This is a genomic window from Mycoplasma anserisalpingitidis, from assembly GCF_007859615.1.
Lineage (GTDB): Bacteria > Bacillota_I > Bacilli_A > Mycoplasmatales > Metamycoplasmataceae > Mycoplasmopsis > Mycoplasmopsis anserisalpingitidis.
On the sequence record NZ_CP042295.1, the window covers coordinates 419,816 to 440,558 of the forward strand.

Below are 20,743 nucleotides of genomic sequence, written 5' to 3' on the forward strand. Positions count from 1 at the left end.
CGTAATTTCTATTTATTTTCATTTTGATATCTAAGCACTTCGGCATTACAATCAGCAATAAGCGCATCAATTTGGTCAAAACTTTCTAAAATACATCCTGAAGCGCGATCATGTCCGCCACCATTTCACTTACGAGCAACGACATTAACAAGTGGTCCATTTGATCTAAGTTCAACTCTAATTTTGCGATCTTCTTCTTCCGTGAATTGCACTCAAATAGGATAACCCTCAATATTTCCAATTGCATTAACTCTAATTGAAGATTGAGGAGTTTTGTTAAATGATAAAGTTTCTTCAAGAGAGTTTTTGATATAAGCTACTTGTCCATTTACTTTAAGTGTTGAAACTAATCAAGAGTTAAATTGTATTTCATTTAATGAAGTTTTTGAGAGATTCGAGTGAATAAAATCACTTTCAAGTCCATTATCATATAACATTGCAACAAGTCTAAAAGTTCTTGCACTAGTTTTATCATACAAGAATCTACCTGAGTCAGTATTAATTCCTAAATATAATAAGTTTGCAGCTCTTTTTGTCATTTTTCAGTTATTTACAAAAGCTAATTGAGCAATCATCTCATCAGCGGCAATATAACTAGAATCAACTCATTTAGAATTTTTATCAAGATCATCTTCATTAGGGTGATGATCAATTCTAAGTGTTTCCGCAAAAATATTTTTGTCTAAAACTTCTCTGCATTCAATTCTTTCTTTAAAATTTGCATCAACTATAACCCCAAGTGATTTAGCAAGTATTTCATCTGAAGGAATTTCATCATGCACTAAATTAAGAAATGCAAAATTTCCCTTAGTATCACCAATTGCGTAAATTTTCTTATTTGGATAATTAGTTTGCAAAAGTTCTTTAAGACCAAATTGACTTCCTAAACAGTCACCATCAGGTCTGATGTGATGAAAAATAACGATTGAGTCATATTTTTCTAATAATTCTGTAGCAATTTTTTCATTTCCTATTAACATAATCTCTCCTAATTATTTAATTTTGCAAATTCTACTAATGTAGGAATTAAAACACCTTGAGGTTCACCCTTAATATCAGCTGTGAAAGCAACATCACAGTGAATATATGGAACATCATTAGTAAATTCTTTTAAGAACATTGCTGCACTATTTGAGTCAGATTTTGAACTTGAAGAGTAGTTGTTTAAATCAGCAACTTTTGATTCTTTATTTGATTTGTGGAAGTCTTCATGAAGTGGCATTCTTCAAACTTTTTCATAGCTAGCATTTGCTGCTTGATTGAATAATTCTCATTTTTTGTCATCTGTTGATCAAATTCCTGTGTAAACTGAACCAAGTGCATAACTAAGTGAACCTGTTAATGTTGCAACATCAACTAATTGTGTTGCTTTAAGTTCGCTTGCACCATAATAAAGACCATCAGCAAGAACTAAACGTCCTTCAGCATCTGTGTCTGTAACTTCAACCCATTTTCCACTCATTGATTCATAAATATTTTCAGGAAGTGAAGCGTCATTAGCTAATCTATTGTCTGTTATCATCATAACCGCTGAAGCATTAACTTTTAGTTTTAATTGAGCCATGGCTTTAACTGCATATGCAACAATTACTGAACCAGACATATCAAATTTCATACCACCCATGTGATATCCTTTAGTGTTTACTCCTCCGGTATCAAAAGTAATTCCTTTTCCTACATAAACATTGTGTTCTTTAGATTCAGGGTTGTTTTTGTATTCAATAACAACAACTCTAGGTTCATGAGTACTTCCTTTATTTACCGAAAGTAGTAAACCCATATTTAATTCTCTAATTTGAGCTTTGGTTAGTACTCTAACTTTAAGATTTTCAATATTTTTAAAATCATCAGCAATTTTTTCTGCTAAAACTTCAGAATTCAAGAAGTTTTCAGGCATAATTTGAAGATTTCTACAGTCATTAACCGCTTGTGAGATAACAGTAACGTCATTTATCAATTCTTTGTATTGACTAAAGTTTTCTACAACAACATTAATGCTAAATTCTTTTTCTTCTTCAACTTTTTCAGATTTTTTATTTCTTTTGAATAATTTTGCTTCATTAAAATTAAAATCTGAAATCAATAATCTAATTAAGTTTTGTTCGCTTAAGTCATTTTTAACAAAACTTTTTAGATCAATATCAATATTTGAATCTACAGCAAAAATTTTAGAAATTTGCTTTTTAAGTTCAAAGTAGTTATATTTTTGTTCTTCAAAATATAAATATGCTTTATTAGTTGATTTATCAATAAGAAAACTTCCATTTTCTTTTTTAACAAATTTAGGTGCATTTTGTTCCAAAACCGCACTAACTAATAAATTTTCTGAGTTAAATTTATCTATAAAATTTAATTTTTTCATTTTATTTTTCCTTCTCGTTTAAGTATTCATCTATAGCACATTGTGAAGCTTGTCGGTAAGCTCTAATTAAACCACCAGCACCGAGTTTAATTCCACCAAAATAACGAATAACAACAACCAATACATTTTCTACATTTTTTAGTCTGATTAAATCTAAAATCGGACGTCCAGCTGTGTGTTTTGGTTCACCATCGTCATCATACCCTGCTTCTTCAACGTTATTTTCATTAATAAAAAGATATGCACTGCAGACATGTCTAGCTTTTTTATATTCTAATTTTATTTGTTTAACAATTTCAGAAGCCTCTTTTTTGGATTTAATTTTATATGCTTTAGAATAAAATGTCGACTTTTTAATAATAATTTCATTCATTTATATTATGATTATATTACAATTATTTTTAAATTAAAAGTATAATTAATTAAGTTAACGGAGGAAGTTTGATATTATCAATTTTAGGTTTTTTATTTATATTGTTATTAGTGGTATTAGTACTAAAATTTATTCTTAAGTTGACTTTTGTTATTATTGGGATAACAGTCATAGTTTTAGTTGTATTAGGAATACTAGGTATTGTTGGTATGGCTTTAAATGGTATTGGAGCATTCCTGTTCTAAACTTAAATCAACAAATTAAAATAATATAGGAGATAAAAATGATTATAGGAAATTCTAAAGTAGCGATTGACGCAATTAAAAAATATGATTCAATTATAATTTTTCATCACATTAGACCTGATGGTGACTGTTTGGGAAGCCAAGCTGGATTAGCTGAATTAATTAGAACTAATTTTCCAGAAAAAAAAGTTTATACAGTTGGAAATAGTATGCACACTTTTGACTTTATGGAATATGAGTTTGCAGATTTTGACAAAATTGACTTCAACAACTCTTTAGCAGTAGTTGTAGATGCTTCAAGCGGTGACAGAATTGAATGTGCTGAACTTTTATATGAAAACAGAACAACTGCTAAATTAAGAATCGATCACCATCCAAATGATGCTGATATCAAATATGATTATAACTGAATAGATGAACATTATGTGGCTGCAGCTGAAATGATCGCTCAAATTGCTAAAGATGGTAATTTTAAGGTTACTAATAAAGCTGCTGGACATATTTATTTAGGAATTAATACTGACTCAGGAAGATTTTTATATCCTGATACATCAGCAAGAACACATGAATTAGTAGCATTTTTAATGAGAGAAGGAAATTTCCATCCACAAAAAATTCATGCTGAATTGGGTAAACGTTCATTAAAAGATATTCAATTTATTGGTGCTATTTTAAGTGGTTTTGAGAAAAAAGGAAGAGTATTATATTACAAAATAACAACTGAAATTATGAATAAATTCAACATGAATTCTTTAGAAGCAGCTATTTATGTAAATGAATTAGCTAACATTGAAGATAACAGATGTTGAGCATTCTTTATTCAGTTAGAGGATGGAAAAGTTCGTGGTAGATTGCGTTCAAATGGACCGCTTGTTAATGTTGTAGCTCGTGAATTTAATGGTGGTGGACATGATAATGCTGCTGGTATAACTTTAGATTCATGAGATCAAGTTGATTTAGTTTTAGACAAATTGAATCAAGCTATTGTTGAATTTGAAAAATAATAAAAATATAAGCTTTAAGGCTTATATTTTTATTTTCTGTGATTTTTGTTGTAATTCAACTCAATGTATTTTTCGATCTCTTCAACCATATTTAATTTTTCTCATGTAAATGATTCTTCATTTCTTCCGAAATGCCCAAAACAAGCTGTTTTAGCATAAATAGGTTTTTTAAGATCAAGTTTTTCAATTATTCCTCTTGGAGTTAAATCAAATAAATCATCAACCATCTTTTGAATAAATTTAATTGGATATTTATGTGTTTTAAACGTATTAATTGCTATTGAAATTGGTCTAGCTTTACCTATTGCATAAGCTATTTGAATTTCAATTTTTGAACATACACCGGCCGCAACAAGATTTTTACAAATTCATCTTGCAGCATAGGCGGCTGAACGATCTACCTTAGTGGCATCTTTACCACTGAAAGCTCCACCACCATGATGCGCATATCCACCATAAGTATCAACAATAATCTTTCTTCCAGTTAAACCAGTATCACCAATCGGACCACCGATTACAAATTTACCTGTTGTATTAATTAAAATTCTATTAGCTTTATCAAAACCATATTCATTTAATACAACATTAATGATGTTTTCGATTATAAATGTATTAAATTCTTCTTTATTATAGTCTTCAGCATGTTGAATAGACATTAAAACAGTATCGATTTTTACATTTTCAAAGTCTGTATAATCAACAGTTACTTGACTTTTCATGTCAGATTTAGCTCATTTAAATTTACCATTAACTCTAAGTTCATCGGCTTTTTGAACTAATTTATGAGCTAAAGTAATTGCTAGGGGCATATAATCTTTAGTTTCGTTTGTAGCAAAACCAAACATTATACCTTGATCTCCAGCTCCTAGATTATCATTTTTCTTAACTACTCCCTGTGCAATGTCAGGACTTTGTTTTTTAATATCTGTAAAGAAATTAGTGTCATATGAATAATATCCTAAATTCTTTAATACATTCTTTGCTATTTCGACAACATCAATTTTTGCTTGTGATTCAACTTCACCAGCAATCATAACATTTTTTCCACTAGCCATTGTTTCAATAGCCACCCTTGAATTTGGGTCTAATTTTAAGTATTCATCAAGAATTGAGTCAGAAATTTGGTCACAAACTTTATCTGGATGACCTTTTCCAACGGATTCAGATGTAAAAAGTTTTTTCATTTATCCTCCCTTTTAATTAGCACAGGAGTTAACTCAAGCATGTTGGTTTTTACCCTAACTATCCACCTTGCTTCACGTAGGTTGGCAATGGTCACAGCCGTCAAGCTACCATACTCTATATGCTAATTGGATTTATATTATATATTAATATAGTTTTAAATTCGCTAATACCCAAATCTTTTTAATTCATTTTCATTATCTACTCATTTTTTAGATACTTTAACTTTTAGTCTTAAAACAACTGGTTCACCTAAAAGATTTTTTATTTTTTCTCTTGCTATTGTTCCAATTTGTTTAATCTTAGAAGCTCCAGCACCTATAACCATGCCTTTTTGAGAATCTTTTTTAACATAAATATTTGCATCAATTTCAATAGGAGATGTGTATTCATTAAATTCAGTTATTTCAACTGCTATCGAATGTGGTAATTCTTCATAGAGATTGTTGATAGCTGCTTCACGAATAATTTCTTGAGCTATAAAACGAATACTTTTATCTGTTATAAAATCGTCATCATAATAAACAACATCTTCATAAGCGAATTTTTTAATTGCATCGATTACTCCATTAATAGATCTTTGATCATTAACTGAGCAGCTAATAATTTCGGAGAAATTGTACTTTTGTAACTCTTCGATTTTTTCAGTCAATTTTTCAGGTTGACCTTTAATTTTGTCAATTTTAGAAATTACAGCAACTTTATTTTTAACATTTTTAAGATTTTCTAAAATTATCGAATCACCTTTACCGATTTTTTCATCAGCTGGGCTCAAAAATAAAATAACATCTGCTTCAGGAATTGAGTCAAACGCATTTTTATTTAAATGTTCACCCAATTTATTTTCAGGTTTATGAATACCGGGAGTATCAACAAAAACGATTTGAGTTTCATCATCAGTTAAAACACCAGTAATTTGATCTCTGGTAGTTTGAGGGGTGTCAGTAACAATTGATAATTCATATGAAAGTATTTTGTTCATTAGCGAACTTTTTCCAACATTAGGGCGCCCAACGATGGAAACAAAACAAACTTCTTTTTTCATTGGTTCCATAATTATTTAAATAAATCTCCTGAACGAACTGCGAATGGTACAATTTCAGACACTTTATTTATTCTTACTTTTTTACCATCATAAGAATATTGGTACACTAACGAATCATCACTCATAAATTCACTTATTACTTGTCTGCATCCGGCACATGGACTAATAACATCATCATTTAAATAAGAAATAATATGAATTTCCCTAAAATTACCAACTTTAGCTCCTCTAGCTACTGAACCAAATAATGCTGATCTTTCAGCGCATAAACCAGAAGGATATGCAGCATTCTCAACATTAACGCCAGGATATTCATTTCCTAATTCATCAATAGCAATAGCTGCTACAGCAAATTTAGAATATGGGCAATAAGATTTTTTTAACAACTCTTGTAAATCAGTTAATTTCATTTTAATCCTCTCTTGTGATATTTAATGGGTTAAAGATTTCATCTACGATTCTATTCATTTCAATTCTTTCATTTTCTTCTTCATGATCATACCCCATTAAATGCACTAATCCATGTGTAAATAAATAACAGAATTCTCTTTTAACACTATGATTAAATTCATTTGCTTGAGCAATTACTTTTTCATAACTTACGACTAATTCACCTAAATGAACAAACGGTAAAGTATCATATAATCCATCATTTCCAAAATCAAATGAAAGAATATCAGTAGCATAATCCTTACCTCTATATTCTTTGTTTAATTTTTGAATTTCTTCATTATTAACTATAGTTAAATCAACATTAATATGTTTTTCAATATTGAAATATTTAGCTAAATTTAAAATTATTTGAATTAATTCTTTTTTAAATTCAATCTTAAATTCAGTTTGATTATCAATGCTGAGTTCAATATCACTTTTTTTCATATTTTATATTATATTAGAATTTGAGCATTCACTGATAAAACTTCATTGTTTCGACTGGAATTTTTACTAAAGCATTATTACTAATTAAATTTAATTTTTCAAAATTAGAATTAAAGAATATTTCGAATGAATTTTCATCAATTTTAACAAGTGTTATATCAACAGCAGTTTTATCATTTTTTAGAACTAAAAAAGCAGAATAATTGATATTTTCTTCTAAATCTTTAGTGTAATTTATATAGTATTTTGAATCAAACTCACTTATGTAAAAACTTTGATAATGTTTAATATCAACATTAAAAAATAAATAAAATCCAAAAAATAATAAAACCAAAAGAATAGTGATTAGAAAATAAATTTTAAATGAGGTTCAATTTTTCAATATTTACCCTTTGTGAATCATTAAATAAATAATTTTGATTATGACTTATTTCAATAAAAATACAACTATTAAATTCTTCTTTGATAATTTCTTTTATATAGTTAGTTATTTTAATATCCATATTCTCAAAAAATTCATCAAAAACTATAACATCTGGGTTAAATGTAAATAGTTTGATTACTGATAAAATTCTTTTTTGACCTGTCGAAAGATTCGTAGCATTATTTAAAATTAATTTAGAGTAGTCTAAATCGTAAAATTTTAATATTGAATTAAAGTCATATTTTTTAAATCTTTTTAGTACTTTTGGTTCATAATGTTTCTGGTTAAATAGATATTCTTTAACAGTTAGATTAGCAAAATATTCCTCATTTGTAAGTAAATAAACTTTTGAAGCTATATTATCTATTTGTTCGATATTTGTATTATTAATTAAAACTTGACCACTTTCTGAACTAACAAGATTACAAATTAGTTTACAAAGTAAACTTTTACCTGAACCATTTTTACCAATTATTATTACATTTTTATCAATTAATAAATTATGTATTTTAAGTTTGTTCTTACCCATAAATTTAACTGTAATATCTCTTATTAAAATTCTGTTTATTTTCTGATTTAAATAATTTTTACTTACTTTGTTATTGTCTAACACTTCACTAAAGACACCAAATTTGAATAAACTATTTTTATAATCAATATAATCACTTAAAATTACACAAGTACTTTTTATAGGGTTAAAAATGAAATTTGAACATGTTATAAAAAAGATTAGTTCATTTAAGTTCACTTTATTATTTCATAATTGAATAACACCAATTAAAATTAATAAAAGCGGAAAAACAATATTTAAATATTCCGATAAATCCAAGATATGATTATTTGAATCATTTATTTTATTTTGACTTTTAATAAGTTTATCAATACTTTGACTTTCCTTAGTTAACATAAAATTTTTAAATTCATCTGTAGAACTATTTCTCAATAAGTTAGCAAGATCATCTTGTAAAGTTGCTTCAGAAATTAAAATTTCATTAAAATTAGCTTTATTTTTATATTGATAAACATAAATAATTATTGAAATAACTAGGTAGACAAAAGCAAAAATTAAAATGCTAATTAGAAGTATATTATTTATAAAAAATAAAAATATACTTAAAAATAGGATAGAAATAACGTTAATAAATATTTCTGCAAAGAATTGTTGTTCAAATTTCAATATTGTTATATAAGAGTTAATTTTGTCGTTTATTTCTTGGCTAGAATATTTAAATTTAATATTTTTGTCATTAAAAAATAAATACTTTCAAACTTGGCTGCGCTTCTGTTTAAATTTTTCAAGAATTGCTCTATTGAGTAAATTAAAACTAATTCTTTTAATTAAAAATGAGATGAAAACCAGTCAGCTGTACAGTAAAAAAATTAAACATAAATTCACTAAATCATAGTTTTGTGTAAATTCTGAGATAAAAACTTTACTTAAAAATGGAATTATAAAAATCACTAGCGTTGAAATAACTCTAAAAAATAAATAAGTTAAATTTATGTTGTAAACAAATTCTTTTTTATTTAAAATATTACTTTTTACATTATTTTTTATAGGATAAAAATTAAGTACTAATCCTAAAAATTTATTTTTAAATTCACTTTCTTTTACCTTTACATTACCTTTAATTGGGTCAAAATAGTAAACTAAATTACTCTTAATTTTCTTAAGAATTACCATATGTTGAATTTCTCCATCGCTAATAATTATAGAAAGAGGTAATTCATCTTTATTTATAGATTTAAGTTGATCAAAATTGCAATTAAACACTTCAAAAGCAATATTAGCAAAACGTGCAACTCTTTCAAGTTCGCTTAAAGTAATCCCGCTTTGTGAATAATGAACCATGTTTTTTAGTTTAATTAAATCAAGTTTCTTCCTAAAAAATTTTTTGTAAAAATATTCTAAGTTAACTAAGGCACAGTCTTTAGGGTCTATTTGTTTCATCTCACCAATATATGTTATAATAATAAAACTGTTAGAAAAAGTGTACTAAAAAGGTAAAATAAGGGGAAAATATGAAAAAAATTGTTGCACTTGCTAGTGATCATGCCGGCTTTGAACTTAAAGAAGGTCTTAAAAAATATGTTCAAAGTTTAGGTTATGATACAATTGATTTAGGACCTGATAATGATAAAAATCCAGTATCATATGCTGAAAAAGGAAAAGAATTAGCTGAATATGTTGACAGTAGAAAACCAGATTTTGGAATTGCCGTTTGTGGAACTGGATTAGGAATTTCATATGCGTTAAACCGTCATTTACACATTAGAGCAGCTAGAGTTGTAAGTAAAGAAGATGCAAAATTAGCAAAATTACATAATAATGCTAATGTGTTATGTTTTGGTGGTCGTCAAGTAAAACTAAAAGATGCTGAAGCTATGGTGGATGAATTTATTAACACTGAATTTGAGGGTGGAAGACATCAATCAAGAATTGATGAATTAGATAACTAATTGGCTTCGGTCAATTTTTTTGTACTTTTTTTCTTTTTTAGTACATCTTTATTATTTATGACATCTACTAGTGAACATAAATTAAATTTAATGAGGAAATATGAAACAAAAAAGAATTACAAATAAAACTAAAATAAGTGTAAGCACTTTATGTACCGCTGCAGTTTTAGCTGCTACACTAATTCCGCTTAGTGTGAAATATTGTTCTGCGGTTAAAACAATTGAACAAAAGGATGAAGAAATTAGATTACTGAAATTAAAAATTTCTAATTTAACTAGTGAAAAAGAAAAGTTAATTGAAGAAAAAGAACAATTAACTACTGAGTTAAATAACTTAAACACTTTATACAATAAACTTAAAGAAAATTATGAAAAAACTTTAGGTAATTTTAAAAGTATTACAAATAGTATTTTAGAGAGAAATAATAATTATGAAACAATGCTAGAAAATTACTATAAGAGTTTAAATAACCCTGATACTAATATTGAAAATGAAATTGAAGAAACAGTCGATTTTGAACTTGAATTAGAGAAAATGCGTCAAGGAATTAAAGATAAAGTCAGTGAATATGTAAGATGTATTGAAAGTAAAATTAGTGAATTAGAAACTAATAATAGTACAATTTTTACTCAAAATGAGTTAAGTAAGTACATTAATCGACTTAAAGAGATTAAAGATTTTGGATTTAATCTCTCACTTGAAAACGCTGAAGAAATTGCTAGTGGAGTAAAATGAATATCTCAATCTGAAAAAGAATTGAATAATGTTTTAAGTCAGATTAATACTCTTTATGCATCAAAAATTGCTGAATTAGAAGAGATTATTACTCAAAAAGATGAAATTATTGAAAATAGTTTTAATACTGCAAAAAATATGGTGGAACAAGCTATTAATTTAACTAAAAATCAAATTGATTATTTAGAAACATTAAAAGAAATAGCATATAAATTTGTTAATCGAGATTATAGTAGTTATAGTACAGAAGAATTTGCTAATAGTATGCGTAATGAAGCATATTCACTAATTAATGAAATTAATGACTATTCTAATAAAGCGTTAAGAACTTTAGATGAAGCAAAAAGTGATTATGAAAAAGCAATTAAAACTAAAAATATTGATGATTTTAGTACTATTAATATTGAAAGTTTTCCTATTAAAAACAAAACTTTTACTAAGTTAATTGAAGCATTAAATAATAGAGATTATGAAGCACTTTTCAATAAAAACCTTGAAAATTGAACAAATTATAATAATGAAGTAGCTAAATATAAACAAGCTATGGATGAAAATGCTGAATTACAAGCAAAAATTCAAGCTGCTAATAATCAAATTGATACCTTAAACAGTGAATTAAATACTGCTAAAGAAAATATAACTAATTTAGAAAGTTTAATTCAAAATAATTTTAATGATACTTTAATTCACACTAAGGAACTTTTAAGCAATTTAATTTCTAGTTTAGAACAAGAAAATTTAGATGAATTAAATGAAGTAGCACAAAATTTACATACTCAATTAGATATTTTAAATCAGTTAATAAGTGAAAGTATTGATAGTGAAAATGTAAGTGAAAATCAGACTAAACTTTATAGTGCAATTGATGCAATACAAAATATTATTGAAACTTATAAAAATATTCGTGTTTTACCACTAGAAGCAATCGTAATTAATTTAGCACAAAAAATTAGTGAATTAAATACTGAAATTGATGAGTTAACAAATAAGTTAAATACTGTAAATACTGAATTAAATAGTTTAAGTTTAGAAAACAGTGAAAATAAAGAGAGAATTAGTGAATTAACCTTAATTAAGGAAACTTTAGAACAAAATTTAAGTTTAAAAATTGCTGAATTAGAAACTAAAACTAATGAATTTAAAACTGAAGAAGCAAATTATCAAAAACAAATTGCAGAAAAAGACTTAAGAATTAAGGATTTAGAAAGACAACTAAGAGAACAGGGTGGTTCAAATAGTCAATTAGAAGCAGAAATTGAAAGTCTAAAAAGAGATAAAAGTAATTTAAGCTCACAAGTAAGTAGTTTAAACAGTCAATTAAGCACTGTAAAAAATGAAAGAGATAGGTTAAAGAATGAATTAGCTAGTGCGAATAGTGCGATTGCTCAAAAGGAAGCAAAAATTGTACAACTTGAAAAAGATGTAGAATACTATAAAAATAAACCACAGATTAATCCTGATAAACCTACTCCACCTGCTCCATTACCTGAACCTGTAAAAACTCCAAACAAAAAATCAGATATTTCAATGACCAACGGAAATAGAAATCCAATGATAATCGGGGATATTAATTGAAATGAATTTAGGAGTGTATATTTAGGAAGTAATAGCTATTCATTATTAGATAAAGCTTTACCTAATAACTTAAATAATGAAGAGATTTTATTTACTTATGGTATTACTCAAAATAAAGAAGATTTTACAAATATTGATTGAGAAAAATATGATTTAAAAATAAGTTATGCAGTTAATGGTATATCAAAAAATTCAACAATTAACTTTAAAAATTTTACAACTACTACTCCAATTAAAATCGAGTTAAATTCAACAAGCAATATATCTCATTATTTAGGTAAGATAGAGAATAAAACACTTAGTCGATACCATGGAACTTGAACAACTGTTCAAGCTGGTTCGATATCATTGAATACAGAAAGTGTTGTTAAAAGTATCTTAGAAGTTTCATATAACAATAATTTAACTAATCCATTCACTTTTACACTCAAAAATGATGTAAAATCCAAATATGTTTTAAGTTCAGGAGATATCCAACATATGAAAGATATTGAAAAATTCGAAAGTGGAAGTAAAGTTGAAAAATATTACATTTCGACAAATAAAGATGCAAGAGTAAAAAACGCTGACTCTATAGAAATTTTAAGCGTGGAATTAATAACAAAATAAGTAGCATTTGCTACTTTTTATTTATTTTTTACCCTTCATATTATCTATATAATAAATTTTATTAATAAAATTTATTATATACCACTAATATATGATATAATATTAATATGAAGAAGTTTAAATTTATATTAGGTTCATTTTCTGCATCTTTATTACCAGTTATTTCGGTATCGTGTTTTAATTCTAATGAAGTTAAAGAAACTCCTAAAAAAATAATTAACAAGCAAGAGCTATTTTCTCAATATCAAAATATCCCTAGTGCTATTAAGGAAGTTTTAGATGTTAATACTTCAAAAGAAAACTTAAAAACACTAGATGAAAAATATAATCTTATTAACAATAGAAAATTTGAAATTGAAAATGGGATAAGTCTTTTTGAGTTAAATATTGAAAATTCTTTTAAAATTATTTACCAAAACTTGTTAAATGAAAAAATTACTGATTTAACTAAATTAGACAGTGCATTACAAAATGCTAATAATCTTTTAAGCAAATTAAGAACTAATATAAACTTCAAAATTGAAAATAGTTTTAAACACTTAACTAATCTAAATAATAACTTCTCAACTAATTTAATCAAAAAAATTAAACAACTCCAAGATAACTACACTAATGAACAAACTAGTTTAATTTTTCATCAATTTTCTCAATTAAAGAACAGTATCTTACAATTAGAAAAGAAATTTATTGAATTATCAAAAGATTATGATGATTTAATACTCTTTAAACAGTTAAACACTAAAGACTTCTATGATTTAGTTAGTGAAAATTTTACTGTTGATATTGACGCATTAAATAATTATGAAATACAAATTGCTAAAGCACAAATCCAAAAATATATTGATTACTTTAAAAAGGTTGATTTTTTTCCTTTAATTATTGAACGACTTACTTACTTTAGAGATAATTTTGATAATGGTAAAGGAAATTATAAAGGACAATGATTTATCACTAAAGATAAAAGATATACCTTAAATCCAGGTAGTCAAGAAAATATCAAATGACGCTTACCATATATGCGTGATGAACGTTATGGACTAATTAAATTAACTAAAGAATATATTATTGACTGACTTAAAAGTTATGATAAATGACTTTGAGTAATTAATGATGAAACTAAAATTGAAGATATTAATTTAGATAAAGTTAAAATGTTTAATCATTATAAAGACTTTAAAGATAGCTATATTGCTGAAACTTTTAAAGATTACGAAAATTTTAATATTAATGTATTAAGATGAAAATATGACTATTTTAAATCAAAATTTGAATTAGAAAAGCAATTTAATAAACTTGCTGAAATTTATGGAAAAAATAATTTTGAAATAAATAATCAAAATTCATTATTTAATTTCCTCGAAAATCCTTTAATTCCTGCTAAGTTTAATTTAGGTAGTTATATGAACTATAACTTTATTAATAAAAAATCAAAATATGAATTCGCAAGTTCGGTGTATTATGATTTTCTTACTGAAACTCCGAATTTCTTTTCGAATTTTTACCAAAATCCAAATGGTAGTTTAAAAATAAAAAGTAATGGAATAACTAAAGAAAGTAATGAAAGTTTTGATTTTCCTAAACCATTAAAATTAAATAATAATAATGATGCTGATTTTTCAATAAGAGAAGAAGACAACAAACCACAACTAAAACAATGATTGCAAAATTGAATTACCTTTTTACCAAAATATATTTCTAAAAATTGAGATACTAAACAAATTATTAAAGCTTTATCGTTCTTTATAACTTCTAATGTAAATTATATGTTCAATAATTTTGAATATCCTTTCAATACAGACGGTAATGATTTTATGAACCCCACTTCCCTTTTTGAAACTGATAGAACACTTCAATGCTATGGATACTCTCAAAATCTTAGTATGTCGCTCTCACTGCTTAATATTCCAGTAAGAATAATGCTAGGTACAATTTATAATAATAAAGAAAACCAACTTGTAAGTAGCGGGCAACACGCTTGAAATGAAGTATTTGTAGATAACAAATGAGTAAGTGTTGATTTAACTTTTGCTGATTATCAAGATGCTTATAGTTTATTCAAGAGCGAACTTGATGAAAAAGAAATTTTTTTAGACCGTGATAGTGGAACTCGTACAATGTTCAGACTTGACTATACTTCATATATAACAACAATTATTAAGTATCTAAATAAAGATGAAAATGGTAATTATGTGCACAATTATATTGAATTACCAACTCATTATAGTAGTGAGCCTGAAAATGAACTTAAATGAGAAAATATGCTTCCACTTTTAAGAGAGCAATACAAGCAAGTAATAGAATAAGGAGAAAATATGATAAAACAAGTATGAAGTTTAACGCGTCAAGGATATAAACATTGAAAAAGTCTTAAAACTGTTTCGTATAAATATAATGGACAACCTATTACTCCTTACCACAATCCATATAGTAATAACCGTCCATTAGTTGTATTTTATTCTGGGGATGACGTATATTATCTTACTTGCAGAAGTGTAGAAGATAAAATTAAAAAAGATAATGAAGTAGAAATATTCAATAATAAAACACAAGAAAAATCATATGTTGAAACAAATAATATTCATATAATGAAAAAAGATGATTTCTTTAAGATTTTTAATAAAAATAAGGTGCAAATATTAGAAGATATCGATGGTGCTGTAAGTATATTAAGAAATCTAAGAGAAAATTTAGATAATGAGAATATTCAAATAACAAAACTTGAATTAAATTCAGATTGAACTATTAAAAATATGGATATAAACAATAAATTAGAAGCATTCCAATATTTAGCTCACGCTGATAATTTGTTTTACAATATTGGTAAATTTGGAACTATGAGATTGTTTGAATATGGTAGAAAATTTGATAATGAAAAATGATTACAACAGGTATCTAAAAATTACATACCACTTAAAGAGTTTAAAACTTGAGATTTAGAAAAATGTATGGACTTCTTACATAACTCAGATAAAACTAAACGTTATGAACAACAAGAAGAAGATGAAAGATGAAGTAATGATACTTGAGATTATGAAGCTCAATTCGGAGAATATCATAGACATAGAAAAATGTATGGACTTCTTACATAACTCAGATAAAACTAAACGTTATGAACAACAAGAAGAAGATGAAAGATGAAGTAATGATACTTGAGATTATGAAGCTCAATTCGGAGAATATCATAGACAGGAAGAATTAGAATACCAAAAGAAAAAACAAGAAGAAAACAAGAAAAAAGAAGATGACTTAGCACTATCTATGTAATGCTTTTGTTGAATTATATTAGAATGAGTTAAAAACAAATCAAACTAGTTCAAATGATGCAATTATAAAAAAGAAAAAAGAGTTGGAGAAAATATGATAAAACAAGTATGAAGTTTAACAAGAGAAGCTAAGAAGAATTGGGGTAAAATAGAAAGTGTTTCATATGATTATAATGGTAATATAATTACTCCATATCCGTATTCATTAAATAACAATCGACCACTTGTTGTGTTTTATGCAGGAGAAAATGTTTATTATTTAACTTGTCGTAGTTTCAAAGTTAATAGAAGCATAAAAGAAAACGAAGTTTTACTAAAAAATATTAATACTAATAATTACTCACTCGTTGAAACTAATAATGTTCATATTATGAATAAAGATGAATTTTTTAGTATCTATGATAAAAATGAAATTTCTTCGCTTAACGATTTTACTATTGATGAATTAAAAACTTTACTTACTGAAATTAGAGAAAATTTGGATAAAGGAACATTAGCAATTCAAAAATTAACTGTTGATGAAAATTGAAATATTAAGCACTCTAAATTAACTAATAAAGTTGAAGCTTTTAGATTTTTAACTCATATGGATATTTTACTCAACAATATATTACTAGGTTTCACTGATGAATATTTTAAAAAATATATTGCTAATTGAGATGATGAACAATGACTTATCGATTATCACGATGGATATTTGAGTTATAGGACTATTGAAAATTGAAGTTTGAATGAGTGTAAGGAATATTTAGAAATTAGAGATTTTGAAAAAAGAACTGTTAATACTAATGAACATAGACTATATTGATTTAGTCCTTGAGATTATGAAAATGAACAAGCAAAATACAAAAAGAAATTAGAAAAGCAATTGCAAAAAGAAAAAGAACAAAACAAGAATAAAGAAGATGACTTAGCACTATCTATGTAGTGCTTTTTTATATGAAAAAAGTAGATGATAAACATCTACTCTAGAGAAATATATTATTTATCTTGGATAGCTTCAAATCCAGGGAGTTTAACACCTTGAAGTAATTCAAGTGAAGCTCCACCACCTGTTGAAACGTGTGAGAATTTATCTTCCATACCTAATTTTTGTACGGCAGCAACTGAATCACCACCACCAACTACTGAGTAACAATTTTCAAGTTTACTAATAGCACGACAAACTTCTAAAGTACCCTCTTTGAAGTTATCAAATTCTGTAACTCCCATAGGTCCGTTTCAAACAACTGTTTTAGCTCCGATTAATTCTTTAGCAAATAATTCTTTTGATTTAGGTCCAAGGTCTAATCCCATGTATCCATCTTTAATATCGATATCTGAAACAATACCATGAACATCTTTGAATTCATCAGCAACTAAATGATCAACTGGAAGAACAACTTTAGAAGCATATTTATCTAAGAATTCTTTAGCTAATTCTAATCTATCATCTTCAACTAAACTTGTTCCAATTGTGTGTCCTTGAGCTTTTAAGAACGTGTAAGCCATTCCACCACCGATAATCATTTTATCAGCAATTTTTACTAAGTTTTCTAACACTTGAATTTTGTCAGAAACTTTAGCTCCACCAATAATAGCAACATATGGGTGTTCAGGATTTTCAATAGCTTTACTTAATGCGCTAACTTCTTTTTCCATTAAGTATCCTAAAGCATTTTCAGCAATATTTGAACTAATTCCTACGTTAGAAGCATGTGCACGGTGAGCGGTACCGAAAGCATCATTAACAAATACATCACCAAGTGAAGCTCAGTATTTTCCTAATTCTGGACTATTTTTACTTTCAGCTTTACCATTTAAGTATTCATAACGAGTATTTTGCATTAATAATACTTCACCATCTTTCATATTATTAATTGCTTGTTCTAATTCAACACCTCTTGTTGCATTAACAAATGTAACAGCTTGTCCAAGTTGTTTAGCTAATTCATTTGCAACTGGTTCAAGGTTTCTTTTAGCTAAGTCAGCTTCTTCTTTAACTTTTCCTAAGTGTGAAAGAAGAATGGCTTTTCCGCCATCGTTAACAATTTTTTTAATTGTTGGAAGAGCAGCTGTAATACGTTTTGTAGAAGTAATAACACCATCTTTAATAGGAACGTTAAAGTCAACACGAACTAAAACTTTTTTTCCTTTTAATTTTAAATCATCAATAGTTTTTTTCATTTTTCACTCCAATCATTTTATTCTAATAAATTATATATTTAATTAAATAAAAACAGTTGATATTAATACTAAGAAAATAAATATATAAAAAACAATACCATAATCTTATTTACATAAAATTTATTTGTTATCCTAAAAAATAAATTGATATATAATAAATCTATGTTTAAGAAAGCTATAAAAAGTGCCAAAAGCCACATTCAACGTGGAAACATGTTTATGTTGGCTATTGGTCTATTATTAGGAACAGTATTCGGGGCTGTTGTTAGTTCTTTAGCTAACGACATCATTATGTCATATATTTCAACAAACATTCTTAAATACAATAATTTAGATGACTATGTTGTTTCAGGAATGAAAGTTGGAAAATTCTTAGGAGTATTACTTAACTTCATTATTGTTACTGTATTCATCTTTGTTGTTTTAGTAATCTACTACTTAATTTACAACTTTAAAAAAGCTAAACTTGAAAAGGCTAAAGTTGCTGAAGCACCTGCACCTAAAGTTCCTACAACAGAAGAATTAATTCTTGCTGAATTAAAAGAATTAAACCAAAACTTAAAAAAATAGAGGGAGAATATAACAAGGAGTAATCCTTGTTTTTTCATATTTTCAGAACTTCTTAAAAGTTAAAAGATTTTCTAGTTTATTTTTATTTAATATTTCTTATTTTTTGATTTTGCGGGTATTTTTTTGCGTTTCCCACTTAGTAGCATAAATAAAAAACTATCAAATAATTTTAATGTTTGGTAGTTATTTTTTAATTTCGCTAAAAATGTGTTTTATGAGATTGAAATCATCTCACGATTGTTCAGTGATTGAATTTTTAATTTCTAAGCTTTCTATTAATTTTCCATCATAATATCTTTCTGCTTCTTTAACATCTTTCATAATAGAAGTTATTTTTTCTACTGTGAATCTATCTTTTTCTGAAAGTCTAGTATGCTTGTTAACTTGATAAACTAAAAACTTAATCATAACTAAACTTAGAAACGAAAGACAAATATAACCCTTAATATGATTTCAACTTGAAAGATACATTGGTCTTAAAGATAAATTACCTTTTAGAACTCTAAAATTCTCTTCTGCTTGTCATTGTTTTGTATATAATGAAACAATTTCAGTTTCTTCTAAATCAAATCTGTTTGTTTCATAAATATAGTATCCATCATATTTTTGATCTTCTTCAATTTTTTCGGTATCAAGAACATAGTAAGCTTTATTTTCAACAGCTTTGAAGAATCTATATTTCTTATTTGCAGCCATATCTTCAAAAGAAACTTTTCCTTCTTTGTTTGCTATTTTATTGAAATTGTCAATTAATTGTTCACGATCTTTTTTATCTTTTGATGCTCTTTTTTGACTAAAAGTAATTATTTGTTTTCTGTAATTGCCATTATTTCTTCCTTTTTTATAAGTTGAAATAATTTCTCTACTCTTAATTAGCATTCCATTTTCAGATCTATAATCTTCGTCATTAATAACGTATTCCTTGAATGCTTTACTTGAAGATTTTAATCTATAAGAAATAACATAATTCAATTTTTTATCTTCTAAAAATCTTATATTTTTATTTACACTCATTCCTTTGTCAGCAATTATTGTTACATTTTTTATTTCATAAGTTTTTAATAAATCTAGAACAAAAGGTATGAAAGTTTTAGAATCTGCAGTATTTCCTGGGAATACTTTGTAATGAACTGGAATTCCATTAGAATCTGTCGCTAATCCAATAACAATTTGATCTTCTTTGAACTTACCATCTTTTGAAAATCCGGGTTTTTTATAACCTTTTCTATCAAAAGTTTCAAAGTATGATGTAGTAGAATCGTATCAGACAATAGAAATATCTCTTTTATAATTTTCGATAATTTTTTTGTTAACGTTTTTGAGAATTTGATTTTGATTTATTGCTAAATAATCAAGTGATCTGTAAAAAGAATTCTTCTTAAAACTATTTATATTATGTTTTAATGACTCTTTATACGTTGCAAATACACTTATTGGATTTGTGATTTTTTGGTAAATTTGCTGAACAACAATTGAATTTACACTTATTGACTTTGTCTCAGTACAATTTTCAAATATATTAAAGTAATTTACCATATCTTGTATAAGTTCAAGACCTTTGTATCTTTCGTAAATTTCAGGTTTTTTAATAATTTTTTGTTTTATTTTTTTATCAATTATTTCAATTATTTTTTCTTTTGTTCAACTTAGTGGTATTTCTCTAATAATTTCTTGGATTATTTTAATTGAATTTGGTTGATAAGAATCAAATTCTTCTTCATATCCAATACCAAATCTGGTTTCATAACCTGCAGAATCTAATTTTCTATATCCAATCGAAATATATGTTCCTTTATTTCTTTTTGATCGAGAAATAATTCAGTTTCTTTTATTAGTCTTTTTCATACACA

19 protein-coding genes are annotated in these 20,743 nt (G+C 26.2%); 8 read left to right on the forward strand and 11 right to left on the reverse strand.

Features of this window, described 5'->3' with window-relative positions:
• Positions 1 to 8: 8 nt before the first annotated feature.
• From nrnA (FRW55_RS01700) to FRW55_RS01710, 3 genes are read right to left on the reverse strand one after another with little or no spacing between them, the layout of a single operon-like run.
• Positions 9 to 980 carry a bifunctional oligoribonuclease/PAP phosphatase NrnA gene (gene nrnA, locus FRW55_RS01700; protein WP_146368463.1) on the reverse strand — a complete coding sequence of 324 codons (972 nt, stop codon included), beginning with the start codon at positions 978 to 980 and terminating at the stop codon, positions 9 to 11.
• A gap of 8 nt (positions 981 to 988) precedes the next feature.
• Positions 989 to 2,362: a M17 family metallopeptidase gene (locus tag FRW55_RS01705; RefSeq protein ID WP_146368464.1), complete on the reverse strand. Its 1,374-nt coding sequence runs from the start codon at positions 2,360 to 2,362 to the stop codon at positions 989 to 991.
• Between the two features lies 1 nt (position 2,363).
• Positions 2,364 to 2,735 (reverse strand): IMPACT family protein, encoded by a 372-nt coding sequence (locus FRW55_RS01710; RefSeq protein WP_146368465.1) that lies wholly within the window; start codon positions 2,733 to 2,735, stop codon positions 2,364 to 2,366.
• Positions 2,736 to 3,018: 283 nt separating this feature from the next.
• On the opposite strand from FRW55_RS01710, the gene nrnA (FRW55_RS01715) reads away from it, so the two are divergent.
• Positions 3,019 to 3,984, forward strand: a complete 966-nt coding sequence (gene nrnA, locus FRW55_RS01715; protein ID WP_146368466.1) for a bifunctional oligoribonuclease/PAP phosphatase NrnA — start codon at positions 3,019 to 3,021, stop codon at positions 3,982 to 3,984.
• Between the two features lie 29 nt (positions 3,985 to 4,013).
• Here the strand turns inward: nrnA (FRW55_RS01715) and metK are convergent, their stop codons facing one another.
• From metK to FRW55_RS01745, 6 genes are all read right to left on the reverse strand, one after another.
• On the reverse strand, positions 4,014 to 5,168 hold the full coding sequence (gene metK, locus FRW55_RS01720; RefSeq protein WP_146368467.1) for a methionine adenosyltransferase: 1,155 nt from the start codon (positions 5,166 to 5,168) through the stop codon (positions 4,014 to 4,016).
• Between the two features lie 164 nt (positions 5,169 to 5,332).
• Positions 5,333 to 6,211, reverse strand: a complete 879-nt coding sequence (gene era, locus FRW55_RS01725) for a GTPase Era (RefSeq protein WP_319000239.1) — start codon at positions 6,209 to 6,211, stop codon at positions 5,333 to 5,335.
• 11 nt (positions 6,212 to 6,222) lie between these two features.
• Entirely contained in the window at positions 6,223 to 6,621 is a 399-nt protein-coding gene (cdd, locus tag FRW55_RS01730; RefSeq protein WP_146368468.1) for a cytidine deaminase, read from the reverse strand.
• Position 6,622: 1 nt separating this feature from the next.
• Positions 6,623 to 7,090, reverse strand: coding sequence for an rRNA maturation RNase YbeY (gene ybeY / locus FRW55_RS01735; protein ID WP_146368469.1), 468 nt, complete (start codon positions 7,088 to 7,090; stop codon positions 6,623 to 6,625).
• A gap of 13 nt (positions 7,091 to 7,103) precedes the next feature.
• Complete coding sequence (locus tag FRW55_RS01740; protein WP_146368470.1) at positions 7,104 to 7,424, reverse strand: hypothetical protein; 321 nt, start codon at positions 7,422 to 7,424, stop codon at positions 7,104 to 7,106.
• 25 nt (positions 7,425 to 7,449) lie between these two features.
• Positions 7,450 to 9,465: an Mbov_0121 family peptidase domain-containing ABC transporter gene (locus FRW55_RS01745; protein WP_146368471.1), complete on the reverse strand. Its 2,016-nt coding sequence runs from the start codon at positions 9,463 to 9,465 to the stop codon at positions 7,450 to 7,452.
• Between the two features lie 71 nt (positions 9,466 to 9,536).
• On the opposite strand from FRW55_RS01745, the gene FRW55_RS01750 reads away from it, so the two are divergent.
• From FRW55_RS01750 to FRW55_RS01775, 6 genes are all read left to right on the forward strand, one after another.
• Entirely contained in the window at positions 9,537 to 9,974 is a 438-nt protein-coding gene (locus FRW55_RS01750; protein WP_146368472.1) for an RpiB/LacA/LacB family sugar-phosphate isomerase, read from the forward strand.
• A 100-nt stretch (positions 9,975 to 10,074) separates the two neighbouring features.
• Complete coding sequence (locus tag FRW55_RS01755; RefSeq protein WP_146368473.1) at positions 10,075 to 12,894, forward strand: coiled-coil domain-containing protein; 2,820 nt, start codon at positions 10,075 to 10,077, stop codon at positions 12,892 to 12,894.
• A 107-nt stretch (positions 12,895 to 13,001) separates the two neighbouring features.
• Positions 13,002 to 15,197 carry a transglutaminase family protein gene (locus tag FRW55_RS01760; protein WP_146368474.1) on the forward strand — a complete coding sequence of 732 codons (2,196 nt, stop codon included), beginning with the start codon at positions 13,002 to 13,004 and terminating at the stop codon, positions 15,195 to 15,197.
• 9 nt (positions 15,198 to 15,206) lie between these two features.
• Complete coding sequence (locus tag FRW55_RS01765) at positions 15,207 to 15,983, forward strand: Mbov_0400 family ICE element protein (protein WP_146368475.1); 777 nt, start codon at positions 15,207 to 15,209, stop codon at positions 15,981 to 15,983.
• Positions 15,967 to 16,158 (forward strand): hypothetical protein, encoded by a 192-nt coding sequence (locus FRW55_RS01770; RefSeq protein ID WP_146368476.1) that lies wholly within the window; start codon positions 15,967 to 15,969, stop codon positions 16,156 to 16,158. Before FRW55_RS01765 ends, FRW55_RS01770 begins: the two co-directional genes overlap by 17 nt.
• A 93-nt stretch (positions 16,159 to 16,251) precedes the next feature.
• Positions 16,252 to 17,085, forward strand: a complete 834-nt coding sequence (locus FRW55_RS01775; protein WP_146368477.1) for an Mbov_0400 family ICE element protein — start codon at positions 16,252 to 16,254, stop codon at positions 17,083 to 17,085.
• Between the two features lie 53 nt (positions 17,086 to 17,138).
• Here the strand turns inward: FRW55_RS01775 and FRW55_RS01780 are convergent, their stop codons facing one another.
• Positions 17,139 to 18,323 carry a phosphoglycerate kinase gene (locus FRW55_RS01780; RefSeq protein WP_146368478.1) on the reverse strand — a complete coding sequence of 395 codons (1,185 nt, stop codon included), beginning with the start codon at positions 18,321 to 18,323 and terminating at the stop codon, positions 17,139 to 17,141.
• A gap of 162 nt (positions 18,324 to 18,485) precedes the next feature.
• On the opposite strand from FRW55_RS01780, the gene FRW55_RS01785 reads away from it, so the two are divergent.
• Positions 18,486 to 18,893, forward strand: coding sequence for a large conductance mechanosensitive channel protein MscL (locus FRW55_RS01785; RefSeq protein ID WP_146368479.1), 408 nt, complete (start codon positions 18,486 to 18,488; stop codon positions 18,891 to 18,893).
• Between the two features lie 183 nt (positions 18,894 to 19,076).
• Here the strand turns inward: FRW55_RS01785 and FRW55_RS01790 are convergent, their stop codons facing one another.
• Positions 19,077 to 20,738, reverse strand: a complete 1,662-nt coding sequence (locus tag FRW55_RS01790) for an IS1634 family transposase (RefSeq protein ID WP_146368480.1) — start codon at positions 20,736 to 20,738, stop codon at positions 19,077 to 19,079.
• Between the last annotated feature and the right edge of the window lie 5 nt (positions 20,739 to 20,743).